The following is a 24,178-nucleotide window of genomic DNA, read 5'->3' on the forward strand; positions in this document are numbered from 1 at the left end:
ACATAGGTCTTTCACTCGGAGGCCGAGACCATGACGCAACCAGCTCTGAAACTCTATCTCGCGGCACCCCGTGGCTTCTGTGCCGGGGTGGATCGTGCGATCAAGATCGTCGAGATGGCGTTGGAGAAATGGGGAGCCCCTGTCTTCGTCCGCCACGAGATCGTTCACAACCGGTTCGTTGTCGACGGCCTGCGGGAAAAAGGTGCCGTGTTTGTCGAGGAGCTGGATGATTGCCCGCTGGACCGGCCGGTGGTTTTTTCCGCGCACGGCGTTCCGAAATCGGTACCAGCGGAAGCGGAACGCCGGAACATGATCTATGTCGACGCCACCTGCCCGCTTGTCAGCAAGGTTCACATTGAAGCCGAACGCCATGCCGAGCAGGGCTTGCAGATCGTCATGATCGGCCACGCCGGCCACCCGGAAACGATCGGCACCATGGGCCAGCTGCCGGCCGGTGACGTGCTGCTGGTTGAACGTGCCGACGACGTGGCCGGGCTGGACGTCCGCGACCCGGACAAGCTGGCCTATGTCACCCAGACCACGCTGTCCGTCGACGACACAGCCGACGTCGTGTCCGCGCTGCAGGCCCGGTTCCCGAAGATCGTCGGCCCGCACAAGGAAGACATTTGCTACGCCACGACCAATCGGCAGGAAGCGGTGAAGGCCATGGCGCCGAACGTCGATGCGATTCTCGTGATTGGCGCGCCGAATTCTTCCAATTCCCGGCGCCTTGTGGAGGTCGGTGCGCGCGCCGGATGCGCCTATGCCCAGCTCGTGCAGCGCGCCACCGACATCGACTGGCGCGCATTGGAAGGGATCGAGTCTCTCGGGATCACGGCCGGAGCGTCCGCCCCCGAAGTCCTCGTGCGCGAGGTCATTGATGCCGTGAAGGCACGCTACGACGTCACGCTGGAGCAGGTGGAAACGGCCGTGGAGCGCGTGGAATTCAAGGTGCCAAAAGTGCTGCGGGAGACCGTTGCGTGATGTCCCTTCAGTTCCTCTTGACCGCTCTTGTCGTCGTGGTCGCCCCGGGCACCGGCGTCGTTTACACCCTCGCGACGGGGCTCGGACAAGGACGGCGCGCGGCGATCTGGGCGGCGCTCGGCTGCACATTCGGGATCGTCCCGCATCTCGCGGCTGCGGTGCTCGGGCTTGCGGCGGTGCTTCACACCTCGGCGCTCCTGTTCCAGATCGTCAAGTTCGCCGGTGTCGCCTATCTGCTCTGGCTTGCCTGGCAGGCGTTGAAGTCCGGAGGCGCGCTTGCGATCTCACCGTCCAAGGGGGCGCCGCAACCCTGGCCGATCGCCCGCCGCGGTGCGTTGATCAATATCCTCAACCCCAAGCTCTCGATCTTCTTCCTGGCGCTTCTGCCGCCGTTCCTGAGTGGCGATCCAGCCGCCGCGACGCGTGAAATGGTGCTGCTCGGGGCGGTCTTCATGGCAATGACCTTCGCCGTGTTCGTGCTCTACGGCGCATTCGCCGCGGCGGCGCGAAAGGCGATTCTCTCCAGCGACCGCGCAATGCGCTGGCTGAACCGGTCCTTCGCGGCCATCTTCGCCGCCCTCGGCGCACGACTTGCATTGGAACGCGCATGAAGGCGATCCCCAGAACCGCGCTACTGCTCGGGCTGGCCGGGTTGATTCCGTTTCTGTGGGGTGTCGTCACTCGCTTTTCGCCAGCGATGCACGATCTCACGCTCGCCCTGGCAGGCCCACGCTTCGTCGCCCCCTACATCCTGCTCTACTACGGCACGATCATCCTGGCGTTCATGTCCGGCGTGCTCTGGGGCTTCGCCGCGCGCGCCGATACACATGCCGCCAGCCTCGGCTACGCGTTGTCGGTGGTCCCGGCTCTCTGGGCGTTCCTCTTCACCGGCACCGGTCCGGTCAGCACCGCGCTCTACCTCATCGTCGGCTTCGTCGGCGTGCTGGGTATCGACTGGCTCTTCTGGTCAAACGGCCTGACCCCGTCGTGGTGGATGGCCCTGCGCATCCCGCTTACGGTTGTCGTTGTCGGCTGCCTGGCCGTCGTGGCCTTCACCTGATGCCCGACGCCCGTACGATATCCCTCTACGACACCGAGGCGGAAGGGTACGCCGACCTCGTTTCCAGCGACAAACCCTACCCGAGGCTCGAAGCATTCATCACATCCATGCCGCCCGGTGGAACCGTGCTGGACCTCGGCTGCGGCCCGGGAAACTGGGCCGCGCGCATGATCGATTGCGGACTGACCGTCGACGCGCTGGACGCCTCGGCCGGCATGGCTACGGTCGCGCGAAAAACCTATGGCATCGAGGTCCGGGTCGGGACGTTCGACGACGTGTCGGGCGAGGCGATCTACGACGGCATCTGGGCGCATTTCAGCCTTCTGCACGCGCCGCGCAACGCGCTGCCGCACCATCTCGCAACGCTCGGTCGCGCGCTGAAACCCGGCGGGCGCTTCCTGCTGGCGATGAAACTCGGCGAAGGGAGCGGCAGGGATGGGAAGGACCGCCTCTACACCTACTACGCGGAGCCGGAGCTCCTGCGCCTGACGACAGAAGCCGGATTCGAGATCCTCGACCGCGAACTCGGAACTGGCACCGGCTTCGACGGATCTTCACACGCGTTCATTGTGCTTCACGCCACGCGCCCGTGATCCCTTGCTCCCGGCCGCCAGCTGACGTATCCGCCGATCATGCCAGATCTTTTCGCCTTTACCGACGGAGCCTGCTCCGGAAATCCCGGCCCGGGCGGCTGGGGCGCGCTGCTGCAAGCCAGGGACGGCGAGACAATCGTCAAGGAACGTGAACTTCAGGGCGGCGAGCCTGCAACCACGAACAATCGCATGGAATTGCTGGCCGCGATCTCCGCACTGGAAAGCCTCTCGCGGCCGACATCGATCACCATCGTCACAGATTCGGCCTATGTAAAAAACGGCGTGACGAGTTGGATCCATGGCTGGAAGAAGAACGGCTGGAAGACCGCGGCAAAGAAACCCGTGAAAAACGAGGAACTCTGGAAACGCCTGGACGCCGCCCAATCCCGCCACCGGGTCACCTGGGAATGGGTGAAGGGCCACGCCGGCCACCCGGAGAACGAACGCGCGGACGCCCTGGCACGGGCAGGAATGGCACCGTTCAAGGCCTGAATCGCCCTTCGGGCGATGCCTCCGGCGGGGATACTTTCGGACAGAAGAAACCGGTACGGTGCGCCCGGCCACGTGAACCGGGCCGGGCGGCTTCTCCTGTCACGGTCATCGGCGTCCCCGCCTGTACCGTGGTCCGATGCTGCTTCAGCAGTGGTTAACAGCGGGTTTCTTCTGTCGCGAAATATCCCCGCCGGAGGCATTGAATCCTTGCCACCGTGCCGGGATCAGGTCAGCACGTCCGGAAGGGTGAGCCCGCGCAGGATTTCGTCCGCCGACATGGGGCGCTTGCCCTGGCGTTGGGCCTCCAGGATTTCCACCGCCCCTTGGCCGCAGGCGATGCGGAAGTCTCCCACGACCGCGCCTGGGGATCCGGTGCCGTCGGCGAGGCGGGAACGCAGGAGCTTGATCCGCTCGCCAGCCACCTCGCACCAGGCTCCGGGAAAGGGCGAGAGGCCGCGGATTTGCCGGTCGAGTTTCTGCGCCGGACGGGTCCAGTCGATCCGTGCTTCCGACTTGTCGATCTTTTCCGCGTAGGTCACGCCATCGTCGGGCTGCGGCTGCGGCACCAGGTCGTCGAAGCGCTGCAGCGCGTCCACGATCAGCCGCCCCCCCATGTCCGCCAGCCTGTCGTGCAGGTCCGCCGTGGTGTCCTCCGGGCCAATGGGCGTCGCCTCGCGCAGCAGGACGGGGCCGGTGTCGAGCCCCGCTTCCATCTGCATGATGCATATGCCGGTCTCCGTGTCGCCTGCCATCACCGCGCGGTGGATCGGCGCCGCGCCACGCCACCGCGGCAGCAGGGAGGCGTGGATATTCAGGCACCCACGCGCCGGCGCTTCCAGGATCGCGCGCGGCAGGATCAATCCGTAGGCGACGACCACCGCGATATCGGCGCCGAGCGCGGCAAAGGCATCCTTCTCTTCCTGCGGACGAAGCGACACCGGGTGGCGCACGTCGAGCCCGAGCGCCTCGCCGCGGGCCTGTACCGGGCTTGGCCGGGGTTTCTTGCCACGTCCCGCGGGCCGGGGGGGCTGCGTGTAGACCGCGGCGACCTCGTGGCCGGCCGCCACCAGCGCGTCGAGCGCAGGCACGGAAAAATCCGGCGTTCCCATGAAGACAAGCCGCATTCGCTACCCCTTCGCCTTGCGCGCCCGGCGCAATACCATGTCGCGTTTCGTCCGGCTCAGCCTGTCGAAGTACATCCGGCCGTGGAGGTGGTCGATCTGGTGCTGGACGGAGATGGCCCAAAGTCCCTCGAAGGTCTGCCGCACTCGGATGCCCGCGTGATCGGTAAATGCCACCTCCACCCGCTCGGGGCGCTCCAGCCGGGCATGGACGCCGGGCAGATTTGGGCTCGCCTCGTCGTGGGCCCGCAATGTCGCGCTGGCGGAGAGGATCTCCGGATCGGCGAGACGTACCGCCCTGCCCCGCTCCTCCGAGCAATCCACCACGGCCAGGCGCAGCATCACGCCGATCTGCGGCGCCGCGAGGCCGAGGCCGGGCATCGCTTCCATCGTGTCGATCATGTCGTCCCAGATCGCGCGGATCTCGTCGGTGATCTCGCCCACCGGGCTGGCCGGTTCCCGCAGCCGCCTGTCCGGCCAGGGGACGAAGGGGCGCACACTCATGAACGGTACGCCTCGATAAGCGCCCGGCGTGTATCGCGATCCACGCGGTCGAGGGTGACGATCCCGTCGAGGTGATCGAGCTCGTGCTGGGCACAGATCGCCTCTATCCCGCCAAGGTCGGCTTCGCGCTCCGCGCCATCGATGCCGGTCCAGCGCATGTGAACCTGTGCCGGGCGCTCCACGCGCGCGACGATTCCCGGAAGCGAGAGGCATCCCTCGTCGGCGCAGGCCAGTTCGGGAGACGTCCAGGTGATTTCGGGATTGATGCACACAACCGGTTCGGGCGCGCGTTCCTTCCAGGTCGTGTCCATCACGAACATCCGGAGCGCCCGGCCCACTTGCGGCGCCGCAAGCCCGCGCCCCTCGGCGGCATAGAGTGTTTCCAGCATCTGCCCCGCCAGGTGCCGCACACCATCGTCGATCTCGCGCACCCGGTCGCAGACATGGGTCAGCACCGGATGCGGCCAGGAGAGAATGGACAGCACTCCCATCCCGCTCAGGCCCTCGCGCGTTCGCGCTTCAGTTTCTGCATCTTGCGGGTGATCATCTGGCGTTTCAGCGGCTTGAGGTAGTCGATGAAGAGCACTCCGTTCAAATGGTCTATCTCGTGCTGCACGCATGTTGCCCAGAGCCCGTCGAAAGTCTGCTGGCGCTCGTGCCCGTCGCGGTCCAGCCAGCGCACCGTCACCTCCGAGGGGCGCTCGACCTCCGCATATTGGTCCGGGATCGACAGGCACCCCTCCTCGTAGACGTTCCTTTCGTCCGACGCCTGGAGCACCTCGGGATTGAACATGATATGCGGGTGCGGCTCTTCCCCGTCCTCCTTGACGCAATCGAGAACGATCAGCCGGGACGTCACGCCCACCTGCGGCGCGGCCAGCCCGATCCCGGGGGCCTTGTACATGGTCTCAAGCATGTCATCGGCCAATACCCGAAGCTCGTCGGTGATATCAGCCACCGGATCGCACACCTTCTTGAGGCGCGGGTCGGGATGGATCAGGATCGTACGCAGGGTCATGCTCGGCATTTAGGCCAAGGGTCGGATTTGTGCAACATCCGCCCCTTGCCCCCGGCCGCCGCCGCAGTAGCTTGGCGTGACTGAATCGCAGGAAGGAACGTCCATGTCATTCGACGAGATCATCGACCGCTCCGGCAGCCACTCGCTGAAGTGGGACATGATGGAAAAGCGCTATGGTGTTTCGGCCGACGACGGTATCGCCATGTGGGTGGCCGACATGGATTTCCGCCCGCCCGCCTGTGTGGCCGAGGCCCTTCAGCGCATGATCGACCACGGTGTCTACGGCTACTACGGCGACGACCGGAGCTACCGGGCGTCTATCTGCTGGTGGATGAAGGAGCGTCACGGCTGGGAGGTCGACCCATCCTGGATCTTCACCACATCCGGCCTGGTGAACGCCGTCGCGGTCAACCTGGACGCGTTCACCGCGCCCGGCGACGGAATCGTGCTCTTCACGCCGGTCTACCACGCCTTCGCGCGCGTCATTCAGGCGGCGGAGCGGCGCGTGGTCGAGTGCGAAATGGCCATCGACGATGGCGTGTATCACATGGATTTCGACGCCTGGGATGCCCGCATGACCGGCGAGGAAAAGGCGCTTGTCCTCTGCTCGCCGCATAACCCGGGCGGGCGGGTCTGGACACGGGCGGAACTGGAGGGCGTTGCGGATTTCGCCCGGCGGCATGATCTTCTGATCATCTCCGACGAGATCCACCACGACCTCGTCTATCCCGGCGCCGCGCATATCCCGATGGCGACGCTGCCGGGGATCGCCGACCGGCTGGTGACGCTGACAGCGCCGTCCAAGACCTTCAACATCGCCGGCTCCCACACCGGGCAGGTCATCATCGAGGACCCAACGCTTCGCGAACGCTTTGCGCGCCGCATGGCGGGGCTCGGGAAATCGCCGAACTCCTTCGGGCTTGTCATGACCGAGGCGGCCTATTCGCCCGAGGGCGCGGAATGGGTGGACGCGCTCGTGGCCTATCTGGACGGCAACCGACTGCTCTTCGACGACGCGGTAAACCGGATCCCGGGGCTGCGCTCCATGCCGATGCAATCGACCTTCCTGGCCTGGGTCGACTTCGCCGGCACCGGAATGGCGCGGGACGAATTCACCGCGCGGGTGGAGAAGCAGGCGCGCATCGCCGCGAACCACGGGCCCACCTTCGGCAAGGGCGGCGAGAGCTACCTGCGGTTCAATTTCGGCACGCAACTGTCCCGCGTTCACGAGGCGACCGAGCGCCTGGCCGCCGCCTTTGCCGACCTGCAGTGATGCCGGGGCTCGGGCACGCCATATTGCTTGCGATGGCACTCGGCCCGCCGGTCAGCCTCGGCCAGTCGTTGTGGGATCGGTTCGAACCCTGGGACATGACCCCGCCCCGGCAACTCACCGGCAGCATAGACCGGATCGAGATCGACAAGCGCCGCCGGGTGATGCGCGCCTATAGCGACGGCAAGATCCGCAAGGTCTACCGCCCGATCTCGCTTGGCTTCGCCCCGGAAGGCGACAAGTTCCAGGAAGGCGACGGGCGCACGCCAGAGGGCATATTCCGCGTAGACCGGCGAAATGCCGACAGCGCCTATCACCTGTCGCTCGGCATCGACTATCCGCAGCCACGGCACCGCGCCCGCGCGCGCGCGGCCGGCCTGTCGCCCGGCGGCGATATCTTCATTCATGGCCAGCCCAACCAACGCTCCGGCCGTCCCGATCTGCGCGGGGATTGGACCGCCGGCTGCATCGCCATCAGCGATCCGGACATCGCGGAGCTCTTTCGCTACACGCCCATGGGAACGGTGGTGGAAATCCTGCCCTGACGGGGCGCGCGCCTACCGCTTTGTCAGCAAGCCGGCGGGCTCCGGCCGTTCCCGGACGAAATCCGCGGCTGGTGCGCGCCGCACCGCCGGGGTCGCGCGCTTCACCTCGAATACCCGCTCGCCGCCACTTTCGGACGACGTCACGATCAGCGCCTGGCAGAAATGCTGTCCATCGGAATAGAGATCGACAAGGCCGCGCAGCCTGGGGCTCGTTTCCACCTTGAGAGAAAACCCGCCATCCCAATGGCGAAGGGTCACATATTCGCGCCCATCCGCGCACACGGTCATGCGGCTCCGGTTGCGCTGGCTCCGTTTGCGCGCCAGCTCCAGTTCATCCAGCACGGCTCGTGGCAAAAAATCGGTCATCGTTACTACCTCCACACACGCGCCCCATTGGAGCGGCTCCGGTGTGGCGCTGTCAAGAATTTCGCTGCGTTTCCAGCCAATACGACCGAAAACGCGCCGTTTTTCTTCGAGCCTAGGCACGCGGGGCGTTAACTTTCGAAGCTCAACGTCCGCCACCACCGTAGTGTTCGACCATCACCGTCAGATCCTCCGGAGACGTCTGCGTCTGCACGTAGGCGCAGGCATTCGGCGCGAGCTGGAAGATCGAACCGTCGGAGAAAAAGGTCGTGTTGGTTACGAAGATCACCTTCACATCCGGGAAGCGGTAGGAGGCGAAATCCGACACCGCAAATGCGCTGCCTTCGTCCAAAACCACATCCAGAACAATCACATCCACGATGTTTTGCCGTAATACTTCGATGGCGGCGTCCTGTCCTCTGACCAGGGTAACCCTATGCCCCTGACGCTCCAGATGTCTTTTCCACAGCCAACCAAGCTCTCTGTTGCTTTCTACAATCAATACGAGCATGAGCCCTCCGTGCCGCTAAATCCCGGCACTGCTACGTTGAGCCTAACTGCGCTCAAATTGCTAATCAAAGGTTAACAGAGCAGTCGAATTTATTAACACCTTAATAATCAAGCCGATTTTCGCCTGTACGATGCCACCACGATTCCGGTACCAACGCCGCACGGGCCAGTTTCCCAAGGATCGATTCTCGATTGACCGCGTTGAACGACATCTCCGACAGTCCTCGGGACCACGGCGGCGGCATCGATGCAGCCGCACAACGCTGGGGCGGGCACAGAGATGCGTGGCTCGATCTGTCGACGGGGATCAATCCGTGCCCTTACCCGCTGCCCGCGCTGCCAAACGGCGCATGGACAGCGCTGCCGGACGCTGCGGCGCATGCGGCTCTGGTGGCGGCGGCACGGGCGTTCTGGACGGTGCCGCGCGAGCTGGACGTTCTCCCCTGTCCCGGCGCATCCTCGGCAATTGCACGGCTCCCCACGCTCGGTGCGCCCGGTCGCGTCTACATCCCCCTGCCGACCTACAACGAACATGCGGCCGCGTTCCATGCGGCGGGGTGGGAGATCGCGACGGACGCCGAGACTTCGGCTGATGCAACGGTTCTCGTTCATCCCAACAATCCCGACGGTCGGTGGTGGAGCGCGGAGTCGCTTCCGCGCACCGGGTGGCTGGTGCTGGACGAAAGCTTCTGCGATGTGGCTCCCGAACGGAGCCTGGTTTCAGCCGTCGAAAGCCGACCAAATACGCTGATCCTGAAGAGTTTCGGCAAGTTCTGGGGCCTTGCCGGCCTGCGGCTCGGATTCGTGATCGGTGCGCCGGATCAGGTCGGCCGCTTGCGGGATAGGATCGGCCCCTGGGCCGTTTCCGGCCCGGCACTCGCCATCGGAACCGCCGCCTTGCGCGACGTGGGCTGGGCCAGCGCAACACGCGCACGGCTCGCAACAGACGCCGCCCGTCTTGACCACGTCATGCAAACCGCCGGCGCAGCATACGTGGGCGGGACATCGCTCTTTCGGCTTTACGACGTGGGCGACGCGGTCGCGATGCAGGAACGGCTCGCTGCCGCCCATATCTGGACCCGGCGCTTTCCCTATTCGGACAGCTGGCTTCGCCTGGGCCTGCCAGGGTGCGAGGCCGACTGGAACCGGTTGGAATCCGCGCTCGGATAGGGCGCTGCCCTGAGGCGCTGCCACTGCGCTTACCGCACGGATCGCACAGAACGGGTCTGGCGCCGCCCCCTCGCCTCTGCCAGACTATGCGCGGCCGGGGCGATGGCGTCGCCCCAATCCGCGCCCATTCCGTCCTGAACGCCGGGACCTTTCTTGCGAGGGGTCCAATGCACGTGCGGCCCCGAACGGAGGTCGACACATGACGACAGATCGTCCCCAATCCTATCGGATTCACAATGGCGAGAAGGCGGCCCTGCCATTCACGGACGCCGAATACGCGCAGCGGCTTGCGGGCCTGCGGCAGCGCATGGCGGAGCACGGCGTTGACGCCTGCGTCTTCACCTCGATGCACAACATCGCCTATTACTCCGGCTTCCTCTATTGCAGCTTCGGTCGCCCCTACGGCCTCGTTGTCACGCCCGGCGACTGCGTGACCGTCTCCGCCGGCATCGACGCCGGCCAGCCCTGGCGCCGTTCGGTGGGCGACAACGTCACCTACACCGACTGGACACGGGACAACTTCTGGCGGGCCGTCCGGGACATCGCCGGAACCGGTGCGGTCGTCGGTCTGGAGGAGGATCACCTCACACTTCAGCAGATGGGCAAGCTGCAAGCCTTCCTCACACCCCGATCGGCCGTGGATATGTCCGGCATCTGCATGGCGCAGCGGATGCGCAAAAGCGCCGCCGAGATCGCGCTCATCCGCGCCGGGGCGGCCGTGGCGGATGCCGGCGGCTATGCCATCCGCGAGATGCTGCGCGAAGGTGTCCGCGAGATCGACGTCGCCATGGCAGGACGCGACGCGATGGAGCTGGAAATCGCCGAACGCTTCCCCGAGGCCGAGTATCGCGATACCTGGGTCTGGTTCCAGTCCGGTCTCAATACCGATGGCGCCCACAACCCGGTCACCGGCCGCAGGCTTCAACGCGGCGACATTCTCTCGCTGAATACCTTCCCGATGATTTCCGGCTACTACACGGCGCTTGAGCGGACCATGTTCCTCGGCGAGGTCGATGCGGCCTCTCTGGCAATCTGGGAGGCCAATGTCGCGGCACACGAACTGGGGATTTCGCTGCTGAAACCGGGGGCGTCCTGCGCGGAGGTCACATCCGCCATCAACGCCTTCTTCGCCGAACGCGACCTGTTGCAGTACCGCACCTTCGGCTACGGCCACTCCTTCGGCGTGCTGTCCCATTATTACGGGCGGGAGGCCGGGCTGGAGCTGCGCGAGGACATCGACACGGTTCTGGAGCCCGGCATGGTGATCTCGATGGAGCCGATGCTCACCCTGCCCCAGGGCATGCCGGGCGCCGGCGGCTACCGGGAGCACGACATCCTGGTCATCACCGAGGACGGCAACGAGGACATCACCGGCTATCCATTCGGCCCGGGGTTCAACGTCGTCGGATGAACCGCGTTACTCGGAGCGCAACACGCCCGCCAGCAGCGTGATCAACAGCGACAACCCGGCGAGAAGCGTGAACGCGGCGCGCAGGGAGGCTGTTTCGGCGATGAACCCGATGATCGGCGGCGCCAGCAGGATCGCGCTGTACCCCAGCGTGGCCACGCTGGCGATCGCCTGCCCCGGCGGCACATCCGGATCGCGGGCGGCCCGGCTGAAGGCGAGCGGGTAGACGGCCGCATATCCCACGCCCATCAGTCCGAATCCCGCCAATGCGACGCCGAGCCCGGGCGCCAGGATGACAAGCAGCAGGCCGGCGACGGCGGCAAGCCCGCTGGCCCGCGCCACCGTCACCGGGCCAAGCCACGTCACCAGCCGATCCACCGTCAGCCGCATCGCGACCATCACCACGGAAAACACGGTGAACCCGAGCGCCGCGCGTGCCTCCGTCGCGCCGATATCCTTGAGCAGGTAGACAGCACTCCAGTCGGCCACCGCTCCCTCGCCCGCACCCGATGCCAAAGCCATGAGACCGACCAGGACCAAAACCCCCCGCGGCAAGGCAAACGCGGGCGCGTCCGGATCGTGCGGCTGCGTGACGGAGGTCCAGGGGATATAGGCGAACCACAGGAAAAAAGCGCCGAAGACGATCGCGGCCAGCGCGAAATGCGTCGTGACCGACAGCCCCAGCCCGGTCGCGAGCGCTCCCGCGGCGGCCCCGGTCCCTGTCCCGAGGCTCCACATGGCGTGAAACGAGGACATCACCGAGCGCCCCATGTGCTTTTCCACCTCGGTGGCCCAGCTGTTCATCGTGACGTCCATCGACCCGTGGCACATGCCGAAAAACAGCATCGCGCCGGCAAGCCAGATCGGCCCGGGCGCCAGCGCGAGCAAAACCAGCGACAGCAGGTAGACCCAGCTGAGGCGATGCGTCACCGTCACGGCCCCCATCCGGTCGGCAAGACGCCCCGCCAACGGGAAGGATATCAGCGCGCCGACGCCCATGACCAACAACAACAGCCCGAAGCGCCCCTCGGAGAGCCCGTGTGTCTCCATCACGGCCGGGATGCGCGACGCCCAGGACCCGAGCAAGACGCCGTTAAGCGCAAATGTCGCCGCGACGGCCCGCCACGGGGTTCGAATGTCAGGCATGTCGGATCTCCAGACCGGTTTCGGCAAGCGGGGCCGTCTTGGCGCCGCCCGCGTCGGTGACAAGTACATCAAGCGCGTCGCAGGGCAGAACCCGATGCCGCGCGCGGCGGCCAAGCTTCGGCTCGCCCGTCAGCACGGCGGTCTTGCGGCTCGCGCCATGCATCGCGCGCCGCACCGCCGCCTCGTCCAGATCGTCGGCAGACAATCCGAACGCCGCATCCAGGCCGCAGGCGCCCAGAAAGCACACATCGACCGAGACATTCGAAATCGCCTCGCATGTGCCCTGCCCGACAGCGATGCCGCCAAACGCCGACAGGCGCCCGCCGATCAGAAGCGTCTCGATCCCTGCCGCAAGCGTCGCCGTGGCCACCACGGGCGCCGGTGTCACGACGAGCGACCGCGGCAGCGGTGGCAGGGTCGCGGCCAGCTTCGCCACCGTCGTTCCGCCATCGAGCATCAGCACCATGCCATCTTCGATCAGTCCAAGCGCCGCGGCGGCAATGCGCTCCGCGGCCGGGCTGGGGGTGCGTATCCGCGTTGACATGGGGTCGGAAACCGGCATGACCGGCAGCGCGCCGCCGCGCACGCGCTGAACCATACCGGCGGCTTCCAGCGCCAGCAGATCGCGCCGGATCGTATCCACCGACACGCCGAATTCCTCGGCCAGGGTGCCAAGCACGAGAGGCGCGCCGGACGTTGCGCGCACCCGCAGGATCGCCTGCCGGGCTTCGGGCGAATTTAGGAGCGTTTCGGGTGCCACTGCCGATTCCTGCAATATTTTGCCGACAAATGCAGCGTTTTGCACCGAATTGCAACATGTTCTTTCGCAGGAGTCGGAACACGCCCTCGCGGAGCGCTCCACCCAGACGCTGGATCGGAGGTGGAGCCCGGCGGATCGTTCAGTCTGACCTGCGAAGGTCCGCGATCGACGCAGCGCCGTATTGGATCATGTTGGTCTCAAGGTCCGCCCGCAGAATGTCGTACACATGATCGCCCCCACGGGCGCCAAGCGCGGCGGTTCCATAGAGGAAACCGCGCCCGAGCAGGCAAAAATCGGCGCCGAGATGCAGCGCCCGCATGATGTCGAGGCCGCTCTCGATCCCACTGTCGAACAGGATTCGCAGCTTGCCGCCCACGGCTGCGACGATCTCGGGCAGAACCTCGATCGTGGGCGGAGCGGCATCGAACTGACGCCCGCCGTGGTTCGATACCACGATCCCATCGACCCCGGCCTCAACCGCAAGATGCGCATCCTCCGTCGACAGCACGCCCTTGAGGACCATCGGACCTTTCCACATGTCCCGCAGTTGCCGCAGCATCTCCCAGTCCGGCCGCCCGTCGACAACCTGCCCGACAAGCCGCGCCGCGCCGGCAAAGGACTTGGTCGGAAAGTAGGTTTCCAGCGTGCGGAACTTGGGAATGCCGTGCCGCAGCGTGGCCAGCGACCACGTCGGGCGTATCGCGGCCCGAAACAGCGTCGCTGGCGTGAATTTCGGCGGCACGGAGACCCCGGCAACCAGTTGCCGCTCCCGGCGGCTGCCAACAGGCACGTCGACCGTGACCACGAGGACCGTGAATCCGCTATCGGCCGCACGCTTGAGCAGATCGGCGCGGATCTCCGGGTCCACCGGCGTGTAGAGTTGAAACCAGCCATTGCCCGCCGCCAGTGGCCCGATGACCTCGGGGGATTCATTGGCGGTGGTACTGAGCGCGTAGGGCATGTTCTTCCGCGCCGCGGTTTCCGCAAGGAAGATCTCGGTTCGGGGCCACATCAACCCCGAGAGCCCAACCGGCCCGGCGCCGAAGGGAACGGAGTAGCGCCGGCCGAACAGCTCTGTCGAAAGGTCCAGCGAGAACCGGCCTTTCAGGATTCGCGGCACCATCTCCACGGCATTCATCGCGTCGCGATTGCGCTTCAGCAGCGCCTCGTGCCCCGTTCCGCTCGCAAGATACTCCCAGGCGAAAAACGGCGCGCGCCGCCGCGCCCGCTCCGCAAGATACGGGATCGACGGGTAACGGTTTTCCATGGACATCGGGTAATCCTCCGTCAGCCCCGCAATTCCTTGCGGCACACGCGGGGCCGCTTGGCGCTAGGCCGCCTCGGTTGCATGCGACAGGGCGGCAACGATGCCGCGCAGTTCCGCAAGCCCCTTCAGGCGCCCGATGGCCGGATATCCGGGCTGCGCCTGTCGCTTCTGATCGTCGAGGATGTCCTGGCCGTGATCGGGCCGGAAGGGAATGGACCAATCCGCCCGCCCTGCCGCGCGCCGCCGGGCTTCCTCGGCCAGCGCCGCCCTGACAAGCGCAACCATGTCGGTGCCGCCGCCCAGATGCTCCGCTTCGTGGAACGAACAGGGCGTGCCCTCTGACTCCCGGGTGACATTGCGCAAATGCAGGAAATGTACCCGGTCGCCCAGGCGCTCCATCATTCCCGACAGATCGTTGTCCGGCCGCGCGCCGAGCGAGCCGGAGCAGAGCGTGATCCCGTTCGAGGGCAAATCCACAGCCTTTACCAGCCACGAGTAATCCGCCTCGGTCGACATGATTCGCGGCAGTCCGAGCAGTGGAAACGGCGGATCGTCCGGGTGGCAGCAAAGCCGAAGGCCCAGTTCCTGCGCCAGCGGCGCAACCTCTTCCAGAAATGCGGCCATGTGGGCGCGCAGACGGTCCGCACCGATGCTGCTGTATTCGGCCAGGTGGGCGCGCACATCGTCCAGCGTGAAGGATTCCGCCGCGCCCGGCAGGCCGAAGACGACGTTCCGCGCCAGCGCATCCCGTTGCGCATCGTCCATCGCCGCATTTCGCTCGGCGGCGAGCGCCCGCACCTCTTCGGGAAAATCGTCCTCTGCCCCCTTGCGTTGAAGGGTGAACAGGTCGAAAGCCGCGAAATCGGCCAGATCGAACCGCATGCAGGTCGCGCCGGTCGGCAGGCGATAGGCAAGGTCGGTCCGCGTCCAGTCGAGCACCGGCATGAAGTTGTAGCAGATCACCTCGATCCCGGCCGCTGCCAGATTGCGCAGGCTGGTCCGGTAGTTGTCGATATGCGTCCGCCAGTCGCCCGATTGCTTCTTGATGTCCTCCGACACCGGAAGGCTTTCGACCACATCCCAGGTCAATGTCGACGCGGCGCCACCGGACAATGTCGCGATCTGGGCCTTCCGGGTCTCGATCTCGTCGGCAGTCCAGACGTCCCCGGTTGGCACGTGGTGGAGTGCAGAGACGATCCCCTCGGCGCCGGCCTGCCGCACATCGTCGATCGACACGAGATCCTTCGGACCGAACCAACGCCACGTCTGTCTCATCCTATCCTCCTTGGACGCAAAGCCGGCGGCCCGGCCGCGACTCCGTATGCCACATCTTTACCACCGAGGGGAATCCTTGACTAGTATGGAAGTATGGTGAAAATGGAGCGCGACCGGATTCGCTCCGAGGGATGGGACACAATGCAACTGGATCAGACGGCAGCGATCGGCCCGCAGTTGCATGCCCTGTTGCGAGATCGCGTGGTGCGGAACGACCTGCAGCCGGGCACCCGTATCTCGGAATCCGAAATCGCGCGCGAGTATTCCATCAGCCGGCAGCCAGTGCGCGAGGCATTCATCAAGCTCGCCGAAGAAAACCTGATAGAAATCCGCCCGCAGCGGAGCACCATCGTCTGCAAGATCGACTGTGCCGCGGTGCTGGACATCCGTTTTGTCAGGGAGGCGATAGAAGCCGATATCGTGCGGCTGCTGGCGAAGGACCCCGACCAGCACCTCATCGCGAAATTGCGGTCCATCGTCTCCGAACAACGGGCAATTGCAACGCACTCCCCGGGCGATTTCATCGTCTCCGACGAAGCGTTCCACGAGGCGCTGGCAACGGGCGCCGGCAAAAGCTCGGTCTGGAAGATCGTCCTGAGCCTGAAATCGCAGATGGACCGCGTGCGGTACCTGAGCTTCGAGATGTTCCCGCTGCAGCGGCTGATCGACCAGCACGTGACCATCATCGACGCGATCGAAGCGGGCGACGTATCGGCGGCGGACCACGCGATACGGCGCCATCTGAGGGAGGTGCTCAGCGATCTGCCCGAAATCATGAAAGCAAATCCGGAGGCGTTCACGACGCCCATGACGGATCAACCCAAAGGCGAAACGAGTCACATCCAGAGGAGGACCCCATGACTCTCAAGACCGCTTTCGGAAGCCTGCTGGTCGCCGGCCTGGCTTCTACCGTAGTGTCGGGCACGGCATTTGCCGCCGACATGACGCTGAAGCTTGGCCACCTGGCCAACGAGGAAAACCCCTGGCACCTGGCATCGGTGAAGTTCGGGGAAGAGCTGGCCGCCCTGACCGACGGCCGGATCGAGGTCGAGGTCTTCCCCAACGAATCCCTCGGCAAGGAAATCGACCTGATCAACGGCATGCAGCTCGGCACCGTCGACATGACGATCACCGGCGAGAGCCTGCAGAACTGGGCGCCCATGGCCGCGCTTCTGGCCGTTCCCTACGCCTACAAGTCGCTCGATCACATGGACGGGGTCGCCTCCGGCGAGATCGGCGACCAGATCGAGGCGCAGATCATCGAGAAGGCCCAGATCCGCCCGATCGCGTTTTTCGCCCGCGGTCCGCGCAACCTGACCTCGAATGAGCCCTTCGTTTCGCCGGACGACCTGAACGGCCTGAAGATGCGCGTGCCCAACGTGCCGCTCTTCGTCGACGTCTGGTCCTCGCTCGGTGCACAGCCGACCCCCATGGCCTTCTCCGAGGTCTTCACCTCGCTGCAGAACGGCACCATCGGCGCCCAGGAAAACCCGCTCGCGCTTATCCGCTCCGCGAACTTCAACGAAGTGCAGAGCCATGTGAACATGACCGAGCACGTGCGCTCCTGGATCTACCTGACCATTGCCGAGCAGACCTGGGCCAAGCTCTCCGAGGAAGATCAGGCTGCCGTCATGGAAGCCGCTGCGACCGCTCAGGCCTACGAGCGCGAATTGTTCCAGAAGAGCCTGGATGACGACCGCGCCTATCTCGAAGAGAAGGGCATGACCTTCGTCGAGGTCGACGGCGCCGCCTATGCCGCCAAGGCCAAGGACGCCGTGCTCGCCAACGTCAACGACGAGATCAAGCCGATCGTCGAAGGATTGTTTGACGAGTAACCCCATCCACTCACGAACCCGGCCGGCGCCGCCCGTTGTGGCGCCGGCCCCAGGCAGGGGACATCCATGCAAGCGCTGGCACGGCTGACGAACCTTCTTTCCGCAATCTGCAAGGTCGGTGTCGGCCTGTCGTTCGCCACCCTCATCGCCGTCGTCCTGATCCAGGTGGTCGGCCGCACCGTCGGGTCCTCCCCGGTCTGGACCGAGGAATTGACGCGCTTCGCGCTTCTCTACCTCGCCGCATTCGGTGTCGGCCTCTCGTTCCGCAGCGGCGATCTGGTCAACGTCGACGTGATCTGCGAAAATCTGCCAGCGCCATTACCGTGGCTCCTGCGACTGATCTCGGCGTTCCTGACCGGTATCCTGGCACTCGTCCTGATACCGCACGCCTGGAAATTCACGTCCATCGGCAAGATGCAAACTTCTCCGGCCCTCGGCCTGCGCATGGATGTGGTGCATTTCACCGTCACCCTCCTGCTTGCGATGCTCTTCGTCTTTGCCACCCTGCGCGTCATCAACATGCTGTCCGGCCGCAGTGACGGGCTGCCGCTGAAGGCCCGCGAAGAAAGCTGAATCCATGGAAGTCTATGTCCTTTTCGCGGTCTTCGTCGGTGGCCTGATCATCGGCGTGCCGGTCGCCGTGACGCTCGCGCTCTCCTCGCTCGTCTACCTGCTGCTGTCCGACATCCCGCTCGTCGTGATGCCGCAGAAGATCTACGCCGGGATGGATGTCTTCGTCCTGCTTTCGATCCCCGGCTTCATCCTCGCCGGCAACCTAATGAACCGCGGCGGCATCACCAACCGCATCATCCGCTTCGCCAACGCGCTTGTCGGCTGGATCCGCGGCGGGCTGGGCCTGACCAATATCGCCGCCTCCATGCTCTTCGGCGGCATCACCGGCACCGCCGTGGCCGATGCCGCCTCCATCGGCGGGGTGATGATCCCCGGCATGAAGAAGGCCGGCTACCCGGCCGATTTCTCCGCCGCCGTCACCGCCGCCTCCTCCACGGTCGGGCCGATCATCCCGCCCTCCGTGCCGATGATCATCGTCGGCGCGCTTTCCGGCATCTCCGTGGGCAAGATGTTCATGGCCGGCGCCGTGCCCGGCATCCTGATGGGCCTGGCGATGATGGTGACCTGCTACCTCATCTCGGTGCGCAAGAATTTCCCGCGCCAGTCCTGGCAGGGCTTCGGCGAGGTCGCCCGCGCCTTCGCCGCCGCTTTCTGGGCGCTCGCCATGACCGCACTCATTATCTACGGTCTTCTCAGCGGGCTCGCGACGCCCACCGAAACCGCCGTCGTCGCGTCGCTCTACGCCTTCATCGTCGGCTGCTTCGTCTACCGCGAATTGCCCATTCGGGAATTGCCAAAGGTCCTCGTGGACAGCGCAATCTCTTCGGCCGCGATCCTCTCGCTGGTGGGCTTCGCCAACGTGTTCGGCTGGATTCTCGTCTCCGAGCGCATTCCGCAGGCCATTGCGGATGCCGTGTTGTCCTTTACCGACAACCGCATCCTCGTGATCCTCATCATCAACGTCCTGCTGCTTTTCGTCGGCATGTTCATGGAGACGATTGCCGCGCTGATCATCCTCTTCGTGCCGCTCCTGTCGCTGGCGCAGGCCGTTGGCATCGAACCGCTGCACTTCGCCACCTTCGCGGTGCTGAACCTGATGATCGGCCTCACCACGCCGCCCGTCGGCGTTTGCCTCTTCGTCTGCGCCGGTATCGCGAAACTTCAGCTCACGCCGGTCGTGCGCGCGATTGCCCCCTTCCTCCTGACGAACATCCTCGTGCTTTTGGCCGTGTCCTTCTGGTCGCCGCTCGCCACGTGGTTGCCGTCCCTGCTCATGCCCTAGGAGCCCGCCATGGATACACGTGTCTGCCGCCTGTACGGAGAACGCGACATACATGTCGAAACGCAACCCGTGGACGCGCCCGAGGCCGGATACGTCCTCGTCGCGATCGGGGCGGGGGGGATCTGCGGCTCCGATCTCCACTATTACCAGGACGGCGGGTTCGGCCCGATCCGGGTACGCGAGCCGATCATCCTCGGCCACGAAGCGGCCGGCACCATCATCGAGGTCGGGCCGGGTGTCCCCGGGCTTGGCACGGGCGACCGCGTGGCGATCAATCCCAGCCACCCCTGCGGCGCGTGCAAGTATTGCGCCGAAGGCCTCTTCAACCATTGCCTGAACATGCGCTTTCTCGGCTCCGCCATGCGGATGCCGCATGAAAACGGCTTGTTCCGGGACCGCGTGGCGGTGAAGGCAGAGCAATGTTTCAAGGTCGCCGACACCGTGTCGATTGGCGAAGCGGCCTGCTCCGAACCGCTGTCGGTCTGCGTTCACGCGCGCTCCCTCGCGGGCGACCTCTCCGGCAAGAAGGTCCTGGTGACCGGATCGGGGCCCATCGGGGCGCTGTGCGTGGCGCTCGCGGCCGAAGGCGGCGCCACCGAGATCGTGGCCACCGACCTTCAGGACGCCCCGCTTACCGTCGCCGGGCAGATGGGCGCCACGCGCACCATCAATGTCGCCCGCGACAGCGATAGCCTCGCCGCCTATGGCGCCGAGAAAGGCCACTTCGACGTCTGCTTCGAATGCACGGCGGCCGAGCCGGCAATCCGCTCGGCCATCGACACGCTCCGGCCTCAGGCGACGCTGGTGCAGGTGGGCGTGGCAGGCGATGTCACGGTGCCGCTCAACTACATCGTCAGCAAGGAGATCGTGCTGAAGGGCACGCATCGCTTCCATCCGGAATTCGGACAGGCGGTGGAACTGATCAACACGGGCGCGGTGAACGTGCGCCCGATCATCACCCAGACCTTCGATCTGACCGACGCCCGGGACGCGTTCGAAATCGCCGGCGACCGCAGCGCAGCGGTCAAGGTGCAACTCAGCTTCGCCTAGGCGACGCGCGCACCAGCCACGCGTTCTTGCCACAAGCGGGCGGGTTTGGCACAAGTGTTGCCTGATGTCGTTGAGGAAACCGATGTTTCGTACCGCGCCCCTGCGCGGCGCTCGGTGGTGCGCCGGCACCGCGCCGCGCGTCCCGCACGCGTATCGCCCGTGCCGGCATGCTCCGGAAGGACGGGGAGGCGCTAATGCGCGTTGATATTCCCGTCTCCTTCGGCGAGCTGATCGACAAGATCACCATTCTCGAAATCAAGTGCAGGCAGATCGAGGATACGGCCAAACGCGCGCTCGCGGAGGCCGAACTGGCGGAGCTGCGCGCGATCCTCGACGCCCTGCCCCGGCCCGAGGGGTACGCCGCGCTCAAGCAGGACCTGTTCGACGCGAACATGGCGCTCTGGGTGGCCGAGGACCGGATTCGTGCCTGCGACGCGGCCGGGGAGTTCGGCCCGGAATTCATCGCGCTCGCCCAATCCATCTACCGCCAGAACGACCGGCGTTTCAGGATCAAGACCCGCCTCAGCCAGGCCGCGGGATCGGTGATCCGCGAAGTGAAGTCCCACGTCCCAACCTAGCGCGTTTCGCGCCCCCCGAACCGCGCGCACCGGCCGCCGGTCCCGCGAGATCCGCGTCACATCTTCGCCGCCAGGCGCTCCTGTATCGCGTCCAGCGCAGCGCGGGTCTGCCTCGTCCACGGGGCCGACTTGGAGCGGAACAGCGTCGCCTGGCTCCGGTGGATCAACCCGTCCGACAGCAGCTTCAGGTGATTGGCCCGCAATGTCTCGCCGGTCGAGGTGATATCGGCCACGGCCTCCGCCGTCAGGTTCTTCACCGTGCCCTCGGTCGCGCCCTGGCTGTCCACCAGCTGATAATCGGCCACGCCCGCCGCCTGCAGGAACTCCCGCACAAGCCGGTGATACTTCGTGGCGATCCTCAGGCGATGCCCATGCGCCGCCCGGAACGCCGCCGCCGCGGCGTCCAGATCCTCCAGCCGGTCCACATCGACCCAGCATTTCGGCACGGCAATGATCAGGTCGGCCTGGCCGAACCCCATGCGGGCCAGCTCCTCGACCCGGTCCGTCCAGCTCGGAATACGCTCGCGGACGAGGTCGGAGCCGGTCACGCCCAGGTGGATCCGGCCAGCGTTCAGCTCCCGTGGGATCTCTCCGGCCGACAACAGCACCAGATCGACACCGTCGATCCCGCCGACCGACCCGGCATATTCCCGTTCCGACCCGCTCCGCCGGACGTCCATGCCGCGCGCGCCGAACCAGTCGAAAGTCTTTTCCATCAACCGGCCCTTCGAGGGCACCCCGAGCTTGAGCGTCATGCCGCGCCTCCCGTTGCAAGCTCCAGTACCAGGCCGGGGCGGATCATGCCGCCAACCGCCGGCATTTCGCGGCCCTGCCCCAGAACGCGCGTCAGGGCATCGTAGCGCCCGCCCGAGGCCACGGGGGGCAAATGCGGCTGGCCGCCGGCATAGAAGCCAAACACGAACCCGTCGTAATATTCCATCGTGGTCCGGCCGTAGCTCGCCTCGAACTCCAGCGCTTCCAGGTCGACGCCATGGGCACGCATCACGTCCAGCCGCCGCTCCAACCGATCGAGGGCCGGGTCGAGGGCAGGCATGTCGACGGCAATGTCGCGCAGGCGCGCGAGCGCGTTGACCGGCGCCGCCCGGATCGCCAGCAGGTCGTCGATCAGCGTCACCTGCGCCGCCGGGATCGGCGGTTCCGCCGCATCCGCCGCCAGCCGCGCCAGACGCGCGGCGATTTCCTCCGGCGCCCGCAAGCCGATCTGCGGCCCGGTGGCCGCCATGATCTCCGCCGCCGGTTCAACCGCCAGCCGCTTCAGCAGCGCGGCGCGCGCGGGCGGCACGGGAACGCGCCCGCTGTACCGGTCCAGCAGGGCGCGGAACCTCTGCGGGCGCCACGCATGACGCAGCAGCGCCGCCTTGCGCGGGGCACTTGCCTCCAGCCCCGAGATCGCCGCGGTCAGCAGGCCGATATCCCCCATCGCCGCCCGCAACCCCAGCGGCGCAAGGGCGCTCGCGAAGCGCACGAAAACCTCCGCCTCGGCCTCTTCCGGGTCGGCGGCGTCGAAAATCTCCAGACCCGCCTGGAAATACTCGTTGGCCCGCCCCGGCTCCGCCACCTCCTGCCGGCGGAACACCTCGCCGGCATAGGTGTAGCGTGCCGCACCTTGCCCCGCGGCCATGTGCATCTGCACCACCGGAACCGTGAAGTCGGGCCGCAGCATCTGCTCGCCCTGCAGCGGGTCGGCGGTCACGTAGGCGCGCGCCCGGATATCCTCGCCATAGAGGTCGAGCAGCGTATCCGCGGGTTGCAGGATGTCGGGGTCGACCGCCGTCGCGCCCGCCTCAAGGAAAAGCCCCTGCAACCGCCCCGCTTCGGCGCGGACCTGATCCTTCGTCGGCATCATCGCTCACGCCTCCGCGCCGAGGATCTTCGCGATCTCCGACACCAGATCGGCCCGCGCAACCTCGCGTTGCGCCGGCTGGCTCTTCCATTCCTCAAGGCTCGCGCTCTCGGCGATCTTCGCACCCAGCACAAGGTCCTTGATCTGCACGACGTCGCGCGCCGCCTCGTCCTCGCCCTGGATCACCGCGACCGGCGATTGACGCTTGTCCGCGTATTTGAGCTGGTTGCCGAAATTCTTCGGATTGCCGAGATAGACCTCCGCCCGAATCCCCGCCTGCCGCAGCTCGCCAACCATGCCCTGATAGTCGGCCATGCGGTTGCGATCCATGACCGTCACGATCACCGGGCCTTGCGACACGCCGTCCATCCGGCCCTTCGCGCGCAGCGCGGCAAGCAGCCGGTCCACCCCGATGGAAACGCCGGTGGCCGGAACGGCCTGCCCGGTGAACCGCTTCACGAGGTCGTCATACCGCCCGCCGCCCGCGACCGAGCCGAACTGCCGTGGCCGGCCCTTCTCGTCGGTGATCTCGAAGGTCAGCTCCGCCTCGAAAACCGGGCCGGTGTAGTAGCCCAGGCCCCGGACGACGGAGGGGTCGATCTCCGTCCGGTCGGCGCCATACCCCTGCGCTGCCAGCAACGCGCCGATCTGTTCCAGCTCGTCGACACCGGCCGTTCCGGTTGCCGATCCGGCCACGACCTCGCGCAATGCGCGTATCGTGGCGCCGGCATCCGCGCCCTTCGCCTGCATGAAGGCCAGAACCGTGTCCGCAACATCGTTGCTTAGCCCGACACCGTCGATGAAGGCGCCGCTCTGGTCCTTGCGGCCGGTTGTCAGCAACTCCCGCACACCGCCGGGGCCGACCTTGTCGAACTTGTCGATCGTGCGCAGCACGGCGTCGGCCGTCTCGGGGGCCTCCGCGGGGCTCACGCCCACGGCCTCCAGAACCCCGTTCAGCACCTTGCGGTTGTTGATCCGCACGAGGTAGTCTCCGCGCGGGATGCCAACGGCTTCCAGCGTGTCGCTCAGCATGGCGCAGATCTCGGCATCGGCGGCCACGCTCGGCGCGCCCACCGTGTCCGCATCGCATTGGTAGAATTGCCGGAACCGCCCCGGCCCCGGCTTCTCGTTGCGCCAGACCGGCCCCATGGCATAGCGCCGGTAGGGGTTGGGCAGGTCGTTGCGGAACTGCGCGGCCACCCGCGCCAGCGGCGCGGTCAGGTCGTAGCGCAGCGCCAGCCAGTCGCCCTCCTCCTCCCAGGCGAACACACCGTCGTTCGGCCGGTCCACGTCGGGCAGGAACTTGCCGAGCGCCTCCACCGTCTCCACGGCGGCCGTTTCCAGCGGGTCGAACCCGTACCGGTGGTAGACCTCCGCGATCTGCCGCAGCATATGGTTGCGCTCGGACACTTCGGCGCCAAAATAGTCGCGGAACCCCTTGGGCGTGATTGCCTTGGGGCGACGGGGCTTCTTGTCCTTGGCCATATGGGCGATCCTCGGGTCGTCTCGT

General features: G+C 66.1%; 28 protein-coding genes. 15 read left to right on the forward strand and 13 right to left on the reverse strand.

All coding sequences use genetic code 11. The annotated features are described in order from the left end of the window. Nucleotides 1-30 precede the first annotated feature (30 nt). The 5 genes from ispH to rnhA are packed head-to-tail and all read left to right on the forward strand — an operon-like array spanning nucleotide 31 to nucleotide 3,129. Nucleotides 31-984: a 4-hydroxy-3-methylbut-2-enyl diphosphate reductase gene (gene ispH / locus ARC39_RS22215; protein ID WP_068118139.1), complete on the forward strand. Its 954-nt coding sequence runs from the start codon at nucleotides 31-33 to the stop codon at nucleotides 982-984. After that, on the forward strand, nucleotides 981-1,595 hold the full coding sequence (locus ARC39_RS22220) for a LysE family translocator (protein WP_068118140.1): 615 nt from the start codon (nucleotides 981-983) through the stop codon (nucleotides 1,593-1,595). The genes ispH and ARC39_RS22220 overlap by 4 nt, the downstream gene beginning before the upstream one ends. Further along, nucleotides 1,592-2,044 carry a DUF3429 domain-containing protein gene (locus tag ARC39_RS22225; protein WP_068118144.1) on the forward strand — a complete coding sequence of 151 codons (453 nt, stop codon included), beginning with the start codon at nucleotides 1,592-1,594 and terminating at the stop codon, nucleotides 2,042-2,044. The genes ARC39_RS22220 and ARC39_RS22225 overlap by 4 nt, the downstream gene beginning before the upstream one ends. Continuing rightward, nucleotides 2,044-2,637: a class I SAM-dependent DNA methyltransferase gene (locus ARC39_RS22230; protein WP_068118147.1), complete on the forward strand. Its 594-nt coding sequence runs from the start codon at nucleotides 2,044-2,046 to the stop codon at nucleotides 2,635-2,637. The genes ARC39_RS22225 and ARC39_RS22230 overlap by 1 nt, the downstream gene beginning before the upstream one ends. A gap of 39 nt (nucleotides 2,638-2,676) precedes the next feature. Beyond that, on the forward strand, nucleotides 2,677-3,129 hold the full coding sequence (gene rnhA / locus ARC39_RS22235; protein WP_068118149.1) for a ribonuclease HI: 453 nt from the start codon (nucleotides 2,677-2,679) through the stop codon (nucleotides 3,127-3,129). A gap of 224 nt (nucleotides 3,130-3,353) precedes the next feature. Here rnhA and fmt read toward each other — a convergent pair whose 3' ends face one another. Genes fmt through def (ARC39_RS22255) form a run of 4 tightly spaced genes read right to left on the reverse strand, consistent with a single transcriptional unit; the run spans nucleotide 3,354 to nucleotide 5,772 of the window. Next, nucleotides 3,354-4,253: a methionyl-tRNA formyltransferase gene (fmt, locus tag ARC39_RS22240; RefSeq protein ID WP_068118152.1), complete on the reverse strand. Its 900-nt coding sequence runs from the start codon at nucleotides 4,251-4,253 to the stop codon at nucleotides 3,354-3,356. A 3-nt stretch (nucleotides 4,254-4,256) separates the two neighbouring features. Continuing rightward, nucleotides 4,257-4,754 (reverse strand): peptide deformylase, encoded by a 498-nt coding sequence (def, locus tag ARC39_RS22245; protein ID WP_068118153.1) that lies wholly within the window; start codon nucleotides 4,752-4,754, stop codon nucleotides 4,257-4,259. Then, nucleotides 4,751-5,245 carry a peptide deformylase gene (def, locus tag ARC39_RS22250; protein ID WP_068118156.1) on the reverse strand — a complete coding sequence of 165 codons (495 nt, stop codon included), beginning with the start codon at nucleotides 5,243-5,245 and terminating at the stop codon, nucleotides 4,751-4,753. The genes def (ARC39_RS22245) and def (ARC39_RS22250) overlap by 4 nt, the downstream gene beginning before the upstream one ends. Nucleotides 5,246-5,250: 5 nt before the next feature. Further along, complete coding sequence (gene def, locus ARC39_RS22255; protein WP_068118329.1) at nucleotides 5,251-5,772, reverse strand: peptide deformylase; 522 nt, start codon at nucleotides 5,770-5,772, stop codon at nucleotides 5,251-5,253. A gap of 103 nt (nucleotides 5,773-5,875) precedes the next feature. Between def (ARC39_RS22255) and ARC39_RS22260 the strand changes: the two genes are divergently transcribed. Together ARC39_RS22260 and ARC39_RS22265 are read left to right on the forward strand one after the other, a co-directional pair. Further along, complete coding sequence (locus tag ARC39_RS22260) at nucleotides 5,876-7,045, forward strand: MalY/PatB family protein (protein ID WP_068118160.1); 1,170 nt, start codon at nucleotides 5,876-5,878, stop codon at nucleotides 7,043-7,045. Continuing rightward, nucleotides 7,045-7,587: a L,D-transpeptidase family protein gene (locus tag ARC39_RS22265; RefSeq protein ID WP_068118163.1), complete on the forward strand. Its 543-nt coding sequence runs from the start codon at nucleotides 7,045-7,047 to the stop codon at nucleotides 7,585-7,587. The genes ARC39_RS22260 and ARC39_RS22265 overlap by 1 nt, the downstream gene beginning before the upstream one ends. A gap of 12 nt (nucleotides 7,588-7,599) precedes the next feature. On the opposite strand, the gene ARC39_RS22270 is transcribed toward ARC39_RS22265, so the two are convergent. Further along, nucleotides 7,600-7,953 carry a hypothetical protein gene (locus ARC39_RS22270; RefSeq protein WP_068118166.1) on the reverse strand — a complete coding sequence of 118 codons (354 nt, stop codon included), beginning with the start codon at nucleotides 7,951-7,953 and terminating at the stop codon, nucleotides 7,600-7,602. Between the two features lie 142 nt (nucleotides 7,954-8,095). Then, on the reverse strand, nucleotides 8,096-8,461 hold the full coding sequence (locus tag ARC39_RS22275) for a response regulator (protein WP_068118168.1): 366 nt from the start codon (nucleotides 8,459-8,461) through the stop codon (nucleotides 8,096-8,098). A 191-nt stretch (nucleotides 8,462-8,652) separates the two neighbouring features. Between ARC39_RS22275 and cobD the strand changes: the two genes are divergently transcribed. Both cobD and ARC39_RS22285 read left to right on the forward strand, forming a co-directional pair. Beyond that, a complete protein-coding gene (gene cobD, locus ARC39_RS22280) occupies nucleotides 8,653-9,630 on the forward strand; it encodes a threonine-phosphate decarboxylase CobD (protein ID WP_236545357.1) in 978 nt (325 codons plus the stop codon). 199 nt (nucleotides 9,631-9,829) lie between these two features. Then, on the forward strand, nucleotides 9,830-11,041 hold the full coding sequence (locus ARC39_RS22285) for an aminopeptidase P family protein (protein WP_068118171.1): 1,212 nt from the start codon (nucleotides 9,830-9,832) through the stop codon (nucleotides 11,039-11,041). 6 nt (nucleotides 11,042-11,047) lie between these two features. Here the strand turns inward: ARC39_RS22285 and ARC39_RS22290 are convergent, their stop codons facing one another. From ARC39_RS22290 to uxuA, 4 genes are all read right to left on the reverse strand, one after another. After that, nucleotides 11,048-12,184 carry an MFS transporter gene (locus ARC39_RS22290; protein WP_068118173.1) on the reverse strand — a complete coding sequence of 379 codons (1,137 nt, stop codon included), beginning with the start codon at nucleotides 12,182-12,184 and terminating at the stop codon, nucleotides 11,048-11,050. Next, nucleotides 12,177-12,944, reverse strand: coding sequence for a DeoR/GlpR family DNA-binding transcription regulator (locus ARC39_RS22295; RefSeq protein WP_068118176.1), 768 nt, complete (start codon nucleotides 12,942-12,944; stop codon nucleotides 12,177-12,179). Before ARC39_RS22295 ends, ARC39_RS22290 begins: the two co-directional genes overlap by 8 nt. Nucleotides 12,945-13,083: 139 nt before the next feature. After that, nucleotides 13,084-14,217 carry an alpha-hydroxy acid oxidase gene (locus ARC39_RS22300; RefSeq protein ID WP_068118179.1) on the reverse strand — a complete coding sequence of 378 codons (1,134 nt, stop codon included), beginning with the start codon at nucleotides 14,215-14,217 and terminating at the stop codon, nucleotides 13,084-13,086. A 57-nt stretch (nucleotides 14,218-14,274) separates the two neighbouring features. Continuing rightward, entirely contained in the window at nucleotides 14,275-15,486 is a 1,212-nt protein-coding gene (gene uxuA, locus ARC39_RS22305; protein ID WP_068118181.1) for a mannonate dehydratase, read from the reverse strand. Nucleotides 15,487-15,627: 141 nt separating this feature from the next. On the opposite strand from uxuA, the gene ARC39_RS22310 reads away from it, so the two are divergent. The 6 genes from ARC39_RS22310 to ARC39_RS22335 all read left to right on the forward strand — a co-directional run bounded on the left by ARC39_RS22310 (nucleotide 15,628) and on the right by ARC39_RS22335 (nucleotide 20,804). Continuing rightward, nucleotides 15,628-16,347: a GntR family transcriptional regulator gene (locus ARC39_RS22310; protein ID WP_068118333.1), complete on the forward strand. Its 720-nt coding sequence runs from the start codon at nucleotides 15,628-15,630 to the stop codon at nucleotides 16,345-16,347. Next, complete coding sequence (locus tag ARC39_RS22315) at nucleotides 16,344-17,321, forward strand: TRAP transporter substrate-binding protein (protein WP_068118184.1); 978 nt, start codon at nucleotides 16,344-16,346, stop codon at nucleotides 17,319-17,321. Before ARC39_RS22310 ends, ARC39_RS22315 begins: the two co-directional genes overlap by 4 nt. Before the next feature lie 66 nt (nucleotides 17,322-17,387). After that, nucleotides 17,388-17,894, forward strand: coding sequence for a TRAP transporter small permease (locus tag ARC39_RS22320; RefSeq protein WP_149866521.1), 507 nt, complete (start codon nucleotides 17,388-17,390; stop codon nucleotides 17,892-17,894). A gap of 4 nt (nucleotides 17,895-17,898) precedes the next feature. Continuing rightward, nucleotides 17,899-19,176: a TRAP transporter large permease gene (locus ARC39_RS22325; RefSeq protein ID WP_068118186.1), complete on the forward strand. Its 1,278-nt coding sequence runs from the start codon at nucleotides 17,899-17,901 to the stop codon at nucleotides 19,174-19,176. A gap of 9 nt (nucleotides 19,177-19,185) precedes the next feature. After that, nucleotides 19,186-20,226: an L-idonate 5-dehydrogenase gene (locus ARC39_RS22330; RefSeq protein ID WP_068118189.1), complete on the forward strand. Its 1,041-nt coding sequence runs from the start codon at nucleotides 19,186-19,188 to the stop codon at nucleotides 20,224-20,226. A 194-nt stretch (nucleotides 20,227-20,420) separates the two neighbouring features. Beyond that, nucleotides 20,421-20,804: a DUF6165 family protein gene (locus ARC39_RS22335; RefSeq protein ID WP_068118192.1), complete on the forward strand. Its 384-nt coding sequence runs from the start codon at nucleotides 20,421-20,423 to the stop codon at nucleotides 20,802-20,804. A gap of 56 nt (nucleotides 20,805-20,860) precedes the next feature. Here ARC39_RS22335 and hisG read toward each other — a convergent pair whose 3' ends face one another. The 3 genes from hisG to hisS are packed head-to-tail and all read right to left on the reverse strand — an operon-like array spanning nucleotide 20,861 to nucleotide 24,153. Further along, nucleotides 20,861-21,559 (reverse strand): ATP phosphoribosyltransferase, encoded by a 699-nt coding sequence (hisG, locus tag ARC39_RS22340; protein WP_068118195.1) that lies wholly within the window; start codon nucleotides 21,557-21,559, stop codon nucleotides 20,861-20,863. After that, nucleotides 21,556-22,668 carry an ATP phosphoribosyltransferase regulatory subunit gene (locus ARC39_RS22345; RefSeq protein WP_068118338.1) on the reverse strand — a complete coding sequence of 371 codons (1,113 nt, stop codon included), beginning with the start codon at nucleotides 22,666-22,668 and terminating at the stop codon, nucleotides 21,556-21,558. The genes hisG and ARC39_RS22345 overlap by 4 nt, the downstream gene beginning before the upstream one ends. 6 nt (nucleotides 22,669-22,674) lie before the next feature. After that, nucleotides 22,675-24,153 (reverse strand): histidine--tRNA ligase, encoded by a 1,479-nt coding sequence (hisS, locus tag ARC39_RS22350; RefSeq protein WP_068118198.1) that lies wholly within the window; start codon nucleotides 24,151-24,153, stop codon nucleotides 22,675-22,677. Nucleotides 24,154-24,178 lie beyond the last annotated feature (25 nt).

The organism is Tropicimonas marinistellae (assembly GCF_001509585.1).
GTDB lineage: Bacteria > Pseudomonadota > Alphaproteobacteria > Rhodobacterales > Rhodobacteraceae > Tropicimonas > Tropicimonas marinistellae.

What these genes read in the sequence shown, in the direction of transcription:
- ARC39_RS22345 (WP_068118338.1), bottom strand. Translation starts at nt 22,668, where the DNA reads ATGCCGACGAAGGATCAGGTCCGCGCCGAAGCGGGGCGGTTGCAGGGG.
- ARC39_RS22335 (WP_068118192.1), top strand. Translation starts at nt 20,421, where the DNA reads ATGCGCGTTGATATTCCCGTCTCCTTCGGCGAGCTGATCGACAAGATC.
- ARC39_RS22320 (WP_149866521.1), top strand. Translation starts at nt 17,388, where the DNA reads ATGCAAGCGCTGGCACGGCTGACGAACCTTCTTTCCGCAATCTGCAAG.
- ARC39_RS22285 (WP_068118171.1), top strand. Translation starts at nt 9,830, where the DNA reads ATGACGACAGATCGTCCCCAATCCTATCGGATTCACAATGGCGAGAAG.
- hisG (WP_068118195.1), bottom strand. Translation starts at nt 21,559, where the DNA reads ATGACGCTCAAGCTCGGGGTGCCCTCGAAGGGCCGGTTGATGGAAAAG.
- def (WP_068118329.1), bottom strand. Translation starts at nt 5,772, where the DNA reads ATGACCCTGCGTACGATCCTGATCCATCCCGACCCGCGCCTCAAGAAG.
- ARC39_RS22265 (WP_068118163.1), top strand. Translation starts at nt 7,045, where the DNA reads ATGCCGGGGCTCGGGCACGCCATATTGCTTGCGATGGCACTCGGCCCG.
- ARC39_RS22270 (WP_068118166.1), bottom strand. Translation starts at nt 7,953, where the DNA reads ATGACCGATTTTTTGCCACGAGCCGTGCTGGATGAACTGGAGCTGGCG.
- uxuA (WP_068118181.1), bottom strand. Translation starts at nt 15,486, where the DNA reads ATGAGACAGACGTGGCGTTGGTTCGGTCCGAAGGATCTCGTGTCGATC.
- hisS (WP_068118198.1), bottom strand. Translation starts at nt 24,153, where the DNA reads ATGGCCAAGGACAAGAAGCCCCGTCGCCCCAAGGCAATCACGCCCAAG.
- ARC39_RS22290 (WP_068118173.1), bottom strand. Translation starts at nt 12,184, where the DNA reads ATGCCTGACATTCGAACCCCGTGGCGGGCCGTCGCGGCGACATTTGCG.
- ARC39_RS22325 (WP_068118186.1), top strand. Translation starts at nt 17,899, where the DNA reads ATGGAAGTCTATGTCCTTTTCGCGGTCTTCGTCGGTGGCCTGATCATC.
- ARC39_RS22230 (WP_068118147.1), top strand. Translation starts at nt 2,044, where the DNA reads ATGCCCGACGCCCGTACGATATCCCTCTACGACACCGAGGCGGAAGGG.
- ARC39_RS22315 (WP_068118184.1), top strand. Translation starts at nt 16,344, where the DNA reads ATGACTCTCAAGACCGCTTTCGGAAGCCTGCTGGTCGCCGGCCTGGCT.
- ARC39_RS22300 (WP_068118179.1), bottom strand. Translation starts at nt 14,217, where the DNA reads ATGTCCATGGAAAACCGTTACCCGTCGATCCCGTATCTTGCGGAGCGG.
- rnhA (WP_068118149.1), top strand. Translation starts at nt 2,677, where the DNA reads ATGCCAGATCTTTTCGCCTTTACCGACGGAGCCTGCTCCGGAAATCCC.
- def (WP_068118156.1), bottom strand. Translation starts at nt 5,245, where the DNA reads ATGGGAGTGCTGTCCATTCTCTCCTGGCCGCATCCGGTGCTGACCCAT.
- def (WP_068118153.1), bottom strand. Translation starts at nt 4,754, where the DNA reads ATGAGTGTGCGCCCCTTCGTCCCCTGGCCGGACAGGCGGCTGCGGGAA.
- ispH (WP_068118139.1), top strand. Translation starts at nt 31, where the DNA reads ATGACGCAACCAGCTCTGAAACTCTATCTCGCGGCACCCCGTGGCTTC.
- ARC39_RS22330 (WP_068118189.1), top strand. Translation starts at nt 19,186, where the DNA reads ATGGATACACGTGTCTGCCGCCTGTACGGAGAACGCGACATACATGTC.
- ARC39_RS22260 (WP_068118160.1), top strand. Translation starts at nt 5,876, where the DNA reads ATGTCATTCGACGAGATCATCGACCGCTCCGGCAGCCACTCGCTGAAG.
- fmt (WP_068118152.1), bottom strand. Translation starts at nt 4,253, where the DNA reads ATGCGGCTTGTCTTCATGGGAACGCCGGATTTTTCCGTGCCTGCGCTC.
- ARC39_RS22225 (WP_068118144.1), top strand. Translation starts at nt 1,592, where the DNA reads ATGAAGGCGATCCCCAGAACCGCGCTACTGCTCGGGCTGGCCGGGTTG.
- ARC39_RS22275 (WP_068118168.1), bottom strand. Translation starts at nt 8,461, where the DNA reads ATGCTCGTATTGATTGTAGAAAGCAACAGAGAGCTTGGTTGGCTGTGG.
- ARC39_RS22310 (WP_068118333.1), top strand. Translation starts at nt 15,628, where the DNA reads ATGCAACTGGATCAGACGGCAGCGATCGGCCCGCAGTTGCATGCCCTG.